A 2,110-nucleotide genomic window follows, 5' to 3' on the forward strand; every position below is an offset into this window, starting at 1 on the left:
AACGTTTTGGGGCTTTGCGATGGTGGGGAAATCGAAGCACAAATGTTCAGTTTAGCACAAATGTTTATTAGAATTCCAAATGTTCAATTTAGCACTGAAGCCCCACTATTGCAAAACCCCTGTTATGCGATGTTTTTCTGTTTCGGTTTTTAATTTTTCGCCAAATACTTGTTTAAATTTTAGTAATTTTTCTATACACCAATTTCTAATTTCTTCTAATGTCTGGCTGTCTGTCCAAATGTCGCCATCTCTATAAATTGCAATTCTTGATGCTCGTTTTGTAGGCAATTCTTCAAAAGTCAGTTCTTCTCCAAACAATTTCTCTAATTCGCTTTTTTGTTGTTCAAAAGTTCTAAATATTTCTTTATTTACTTCTTGACTTGTTGTGTCTATATAAACCTCTGCTCTTACTTTTGAACCTCTCGCAAACGAACAGCCATAAATACAACCTTTGCTTCCAGATGTAAAACTATACCAACTTTGTGGTTGTCCAGTTCTTGCGTTTGTAAATCTATGTTTTTCTCTTAACTCATCTAATAGTTTTTGGAAAAATGCTCTATAAAGTTCATTTGTTTCTGTTGATGCAGGTGTTGTTACATTTCCACCTGATTTTGTCCATTCGTTAGGAAATGATTTTAGTTTGAAATTTAATGCAGGTTTTGAATTGTCAATTTTAATAATGTTCGCTTCAACTGCATAAAATTGCAAATTGTCATTTGTGTTATTATTTAGCCAGTCTATTGCTGAACGATGTTCTTCTGTTACCTCTTGCGAAACCCAAATAATAATTTCTGCTTTAAAAAATGAAGCATAAGTAATTAGTTGTCCTAAATGCTTATGGTCAGTTTTGTAAATTTGATTTTCAATAACTACAACTTTATTTGTAGAAATTTCTTTTGCTAAAATATCTAATTGGAAATTTCCAGCATAGACTTCTGTTTGTTCAACTTGAAGTTGTAAACCTCCTAAAGCATCGCCAAGTTTGTCAATATTTTGAGAAAGCCAAGGCGTAAAATGTCGTTCTTCGTGTTGCCAAATTTGGTTCATAGGAACACTTACAATTTCTCCAAATTCTATTTCCATTATTTTAGGTTTTTTATATAGTTTTCAATTTCTTCACTTCCTTCAAAAATGACTGTCGGATTATTAAATGGTGGTCTATCAGTATTTTGTGGACTTAACATTTCTCCGTTTTCAATTGCGTCTGCAAATTCAGGATTAGTATGAAAATCACCTTTACCTCTAAAATTCATAATGATTGCTTGAACACCACGCAAAACTGCAATTTGTAAACCTGTTTCTTCACTTTCAAAAAAGTCATTTCTGTTTAACCTCATTCTTACACGCTTACCTTTTAAGTAACTTTCAGGACAATAGCCATTCCACATTTGATTTAGTTCAAATTTCTCATTTATCTTTTCAGCATTATTGGAATTAGGAAAAGCGAAAACGAAGTTTTCGTTTATCTCATTTTTAATTTTGTCTTGCACAAAATTGTTCATTCCATTATCCTCAAAACACCAATTACTATGAGTGGACATCATACTTGCGTTGAGCCATTTAAAAACGTTTTCTATGGTTTCCGAAAGTTTGGTTTCAACCAAACTTTTATATTCCTTATTTATGCGAACATAATAATAAGTAAACCAAAGTGGATTTTTTAATATTAAATCTTCAAGGAAATTTTCAAAATTTTCATAAGTGTCATTCAATAAATTTTCTGATTGAACTTTTAAAGTTTTGTCTTCATTTCTAAAAACTGAAACAGAAAAGCCGAAACCATTTTTATAGATACTTTCTCTAAATTCTGCTATTTGATTGTCTGCTAAAAACATTATACTTTATGTGTTTTGTGATTATAATTCGGGTCAATTTTTCTCTTTGCATTTATGTAATAAATTCTCAAAAATGCATTTCTGTGAATATCATTTTCTGTCAAACCTGCCATTGATAATGCTTTGTCCGCTTCAAAGTCTAATTCAACGTATTTTTCAAATGTTGAAATACGTCCAAAAAGTTCCGCTTCTGGATTATTAAGCATTTCTAAATGTTCATTGTCAGATAGTTCGTCTTTCATTTGCGGAATGTTGGTTTAAAATATCGCATAACG

3 protein-coding genes are annotated in these 2,110 nt (G+C 31.1%); all 3 read right to left on the reverse strand.

The genetic code is table 11. From position 1 onward, the window contains the following. Positions 1–105: 105 nt before the first annotated feature. From F564_RS19675 to F564_RS0117590, 3 genes are read right to left on the reverse strand one after another with little or no spacing between them, the layout of a single operon-like run. On the reverse strand, positions 106–1,083 hold the full coding sequence (locus tag F564_RS19675) for a DUF4268 domain-containing protein (protein WP_051259736.1): 978 nt from the start codon (positions 1,081–1,083) through the stop codon (positions 106–108). Next, positions 1,083–1,835, reverse strand: coding sequence for a hypothetical protein (locus F564_RS0117585; RefSeq protein WP_028123728.1), 753 nt, complete (start codon positions 1,833–1,835; stop codon positions 1,083–1,085). The genes F564_RS19675 and F564_RS0117585 overlap by 1 nt, the downstream gene beginning before the upstream one ends. Further along, the gene (locus F564_RS0117590; protein WP_028123729.1) at positions 1,835–2,077 is read right to left on the reverse strand and encodes a hypothetical protein; all 243 of its coding nucleotides are present in this window, start codon (positions 2,075–2,077) and stop codon (positions 1,835–1,837) included. The genes F564_RS0117585 and F564_RS0117590 overlap by 1 nt, the downstream gene beginning before the upstream one ends. Between the last annotated feature and the right edge of the window lie 33 nt (positions 2,078–2,110).

Source organism: Epilithonimonas tenax DSM 16811 (genome assembly GCF_000428485.1).
Lineage (GTDB): Bacteria > Bacteroidota > Bacteroidia > Flavobacteriales > Weeksellaceae > Epilithonimonas > Epilithonimonas tenax.

What these genes read in the sequence shown, in the direction of transcription:
- F564_RS19675 (WP_051259736.1), bottom strand. Translation starts at nt 1,083, where the DNA reads ATGGAAATAGAATTTGGAGAAATTGTAAGTGTTCCTATGAACCAAATT.
- F564_RS0117585 (WP_028123728.1), bottom strand. Translation starts at nt 1,835, where the DNA reads ATGTTTTTAGCAGACAATCAAATAGCAGAATTTAGAGAAAGTATCTAT.
- F564_RS0117590 (WP_028123729.1), bottom strand. Translation starts at nt 2,077, where the DNA reads ATGAAAGACGAACTATCTGACAATGAACATTTAGAAATGCTTAATAAT.